The 4,261-nt window shown below is 62.1% G+C and carries 4 protein-coding genes; 2 read left to right on the forward strand and 2 right to left on the reverse strand.

The window, feature by feature from the left end; genetic code table 11:
- Both phaZ and rsxB read left to right on the forward strand, forming a co-directional pair.
- Positions 1-1,206 (forward strand): polyhydroxyalkanoate depolymerase (phaZ, locus tag NDI87_RS16775; protein ID WP_296276724.1); only part of this gene is annotated, 1,206 nt, incomplete at its 5' end.
- Positions 1,203-1,862, forward strand: a complete 660-nt coding sequence (rsxB, locus tag NDI87_RS16780) for an electron transport complex subunit RsxB (protein ID WP_296276725.1) — start codon at positions 1,203-1,205, stop codon at positions 1,860-1,862. The genes phaZ and rsxB, both read left to right, overlap by 4 nt.
- Here the strand turns inward: rsxB and NDI87_RS16785 are convergent.
- Positions 1,859-2,359: a VOC family protein gene (locus NDI87_RS16785; protein ID WP_296276726.1), complete on the reverse strand. Its 501-nt coding sequence runs from the start codon at positions 2,357-2,359 to the stop codon at positions 1,859-1,861. The genes rsxB and NDI87_RS16785 overlap by 4 nt on opposite strands.
- Positions 2,356-4,261 (reverse strand): biotin carboxylase N-terminal domain-containing protein (locus tag NDI87_RS16790; RefSeq protein ID WP_296276727.1); only part of this gene is annotated, 1,906 nt, incomplete at its 5' end. The genes NDI87_RS16790 and NDI87_RS16785, both read right to left, overlap by 4 nt.

Consider the following 4,261-nt stretch of genomic DNA (forward strand, 5'->3'; position numbering starts at 1 on the left):
ACCGTCAAAACCATGCTGAAAGACCACAAGGTCTATGTCACCGACTGGACCAACGCCCGACTGGTGCCCACCTCCGAGGGTGATTTCAGTCTGGACGACTACATCAATTACGTGCAGGAGTTCATCCGCCATGTGCAAAACCGCTACGGCAACTGCCATGTCATGAGCGTCTGCCAGCCGACCGTGCCGGTGCTGGCCGCGGTGTCGCTGATGGCCAGCCGGGGCGAACTCACGCCCTTGAGCATGGTCATGATGGGTGGCCCGATTGACGCGCGCCTGTCACCCACCGCCGTCAACAACCTGGCCATGAACAAGAGCATTGATTGGTTTGAGCACAACGTGATTTACCGCGTGCCGACCCGCTTCCCTGGCGCCGGGCGCAAGGTTTACCCCGGCTTTTTGCAGCACTCCGGCTTTGTCGCCATGAACCCGAGCAACCATGCCCGCAGCCATTACGACTACTTCAAAGACTTGATCAAGGGCGATGACGCCAGTGCCGATGCCCACCGCAAGTTCTACGACGAGTACAACGCGGTGCTGGACATGGATGCACAGTACTACCTCGACACCATCAGGGTCGTGTTCCAGGAGTTCAACCTGGTCAACGGCACCTGGGACGTCAAGGGGGTTGACGGCAAGGTTGAGCGCGTGCGCCCGGAAGACATCCACAACACGGCCCTGTTGTCCATCGAAGGCGAGCTCGACGATATTTCAGGCTCCGGCCAGACCGCCGCCGTGCACACCATTTGCACCGGCGTGGACAAGGCCAACCAGCGCCACATCGAGGTGGAAGGCGCCGGCCACTATGGCATTTTTGCCGGCCGCCGCTGGCGTGAACTGGTCTACCCGCAAGTCAAGGCCTTCATTCTGGCCTACCAGCCCAAGCCGGTCGCAGCAACCCCGGTGATGGTGGCACCGCCACCCGCCCCGGTACTGACCAAGCCCGAGCCTGAATTGCCTGTGCCGGCACCGGCATTTGTTTTGCCCGAAGCGCCAGCCAAGGCTGAAGTCAAGGTGCTCAGCAAGCTCTCTGAGCCACGCCAGAAACCGGCAGCCAAAGCCAAAAAACCTCTGGTGAAAACCAAGCCGCGCACCCAGTTACCAGCGCCAGCAATGGTCAGCAAGCCGGTTGTCAGCAAAGCCGTTGTCAACGTGGCCGAGCCCGCCAAACCGGCACGCAAGCGCCCGACCCAACGCCACGGATGAAGCCCGGCGCCGCCGAACTTTTGGCGGTGTTGCCGCAAACCCAGTGCACGCGCTGCGGTTACCCGGACTGTGCCGGCTATGCGCAGGCATTGCATGACGGCAGCGCAGACATCAACCAGTGCCCGCCCGGAGGCGCTGAAGGGGTGCAGCGCCTGGCCGCACTGACCGGGCGCCCAAGCAAACCGCTCAACCCCGACAACGGCACGGAGGGACCACGCAGCGTGGTCTTTATTGACGAGGACTGGTGCATTGGTTGCACGCTGTGCATCAAGGCCTGCCCGGTGGATGCCATTGTGGGCGCCAACAAGCTGATGCACACCGTGATCGAGCCCTATTGCACCGGCTGCGAGCTGTGCCTGCCGGTGTGCCCGGTGGACTGCATTGAAGTTGAGAATGTGACAGGCAGCGCCACGGGCTGGGCCGCCTGGTCGCCAGAGCAGGCTGAACAAGCCCGCCAACGTTATGAATTCAATCGCTCGCGACGGGCGCGTGAGGCAATTGAAAACGACCGGCGACTGGAAGAAAAAGCGGTATTGAAATTGTCAGACCTGGCCGCCCACTCGCAGCACACCGACCCGGCGGTGCTGGACAAGAAACGGGCGGTGATCGAGGCCGCGCTGGCCCGGGCACGGGCCAAACGCGAAGCCACACCTTAGGCCGCCAATTTGGCAAACGCCGCCACCACCTCGGGCGGCGCCTGCACCATCTCGATCAACACGCCCTCGCCCGCAATCGGAAACTCGTCGTTCGCCTTGGGGTGCAAAAAGCAGATGTCAAAGCCTGCGGCCCCTTTGCGGATGCCGCCCGGCGCAAAGCGCACGCCTTGCGCCGTGAGCCATGCCACCGCCTTGGGCAGGTCGTCAATCCACAGGCCCACATGGTTCAGCGGTGTGGCGTGCACGGCGGGTTTTTTGTCGATGTCCATGGGCTGCATCAAATCGACCTCGACCTTGAACGGGCCGACGCCCATGGCGCAGATGTCTTCATCGACGTTTTCACGTTCACTCTGGAACGTGCCCGTGACCTCCAGGCCCAGCATCTCGACCCAGAGCTTTTGCAGGCGGATTTTGCTGGTGCCACCAATGGCGATCTGCTGGATGCCCAGTACCTTGAAAGGCCTGTCCTGAGCCGGTCGAAGGGGTCTCTGGCTCATGCGAACTCCACAATCGGCTGGTCCACGGTCAAGCTTTCGCCCTTGGCGGCCAGCACCTTGCCGACCACGCCATCAGCGGCGGCAAACAACACGTTTTCCATCTTCATGGCTTCGATCACGGCCACGCGTTCACCGGCCTGCACTTTTTGACCCACTTGCACGGCCACATCCACGAGCAAGCCCGGCATTGGCGACAACACATAACGGCTCATGTCCGGCGGCGCCTTGAACGGCATCAGGGCGTGCAACTCGGCCATGCGCTTTGATATCACCAGCACATCGATGCGTGTGCCATTGTGTTGCAGGCGCAGTGCCAGCGGATTCTTTGGCGTGCCGCGCTCGACCTGGGCCGTAAAGGGCGCGCCGTTCACGGTGCCCGTGATGCAGATGTCGTTGAGCCGGGAATCGCTGCTGATTTCATAACTGCTGGCGCCCAGCCTGACGCGCGCCGAACCCGTCTGACCAACGAATTCATCAACATGCACCGGGGTGTAGGCGTTGCTGCCTGCTTCGCCAAGCGTGACCACCACGTAATCGCTGCCCGCATTGACGGCATAACCCGGCAACTGGCCGCTGATGCCGGCGGCCCGCTCGCGCGATTTGCGCCGGACGAAGGCCGCCAGCGCCAGCATGAAGTGCGGGTCTTCGTGCGGCACGTCCTCGGCCTTGAAGCCGTGGGCGTAGTTTTCGGCAATGAAGCCGGTGTTGAAGTCACCCGAGACAAACTTGGGGTGCGCCAGCAAGGCCGCCTGGAACGGGATGTTGCTGCTGATGCCGCGAATCACGAAACCGTTGAGCGCCTCGCGCATCTTGGCTATCGCATCGAGACGATCAACGCCATGCACGATGAGTTTGGCGATCATCGAGTCGTAATACATCGGGATCTCGCCACCGTCCTGCACCCCGGTGTCGACACGCACGCCGAACCAGTCGCTGGTGTTGGCCTGCGCCATGGTCTGGGCCGGCGGCGAAAACCGCACCAGGCGCCCGGTGCTGGGCAAAAAGTTACGGTACGGGTCCTCGGCATTGATGCGGCACTCGATGGCCCAGCCGTTGCGCTTGACCTCGGCCTGCGTGAGCGGCAATTTTTCTCCGGCGGCGACGCGGATCATCAGCTCCACCAGGTCCAGCCCGGTGATGCATTCGGTCACCGGGTGTTCCACCTGCAGGCGCGTGTTCATCTCCAGGAAGTAGAAGCTCTGGTCCTTGCCGACCACAAATTCCACCGTGCCGGCGCTCTGGTACTTGACCGCCTTGGCCAGCGCCACCGCCTGCTCGCCCATGGCCTTGCGCGTGGCATCGGAAATAAAAGGCGAAGGCGCCTCTTCGATCACCTTCTGGTGGCGGCGCTGAATGGAGCATTCACGCTCGTTCAGGTACACCACGTTGCCAAAGCTGTCGCCAATCAGCTGGATTTCGATGTGGCGCGGCTCTTCGACGAACTTCTCGACAAACACGCGGTCATCGCCAAAGCTGTTGCGCGCTTCATTGCGGCAACTGGTGAAACCCTCAAACGCTTCCTTGTCGTTGTAGGCCACGCGCAGCCCCTTGCCACCACCGCCGGCGCTGGCCTTGATCATCACCGGGTAGCCAATGCCCTGGGCAATTTCAACCGCGCGCTCGGCCGTTTCGATGGCACTGTTGACGCCCGGGATGCAATTGACGCCAGCGGCACCGGCCAGTTTCTTGGACTCGATCTTGTCGCCCATGGCCGCCATGGAGTAGTGCTTGGGGCCGATGAAGACGATGCCTTCTTCTTCCACGCGCTTGGCAAACTCGGCGTTTTCGCTGAGGAAGCCATAACCCGGGTGCAGCGCCTGGGCACCGGTTTGCTTGCAGGCGGCAATGATTTTTTCGCCCACCAGGTAGCTTTCGCGGCTGGGTGGTGCGCCAATGTGCACC

Origin of the sequence: Rhodoferax sp., assembly GCF_023701345.1 — a bacterium.
Taxonomy (GTDB): Bacteria; Pseudomonadota; Gammaproteobacteria; order Burkholderiales; family Burkholderiaceae_C; genus Rhodoferax.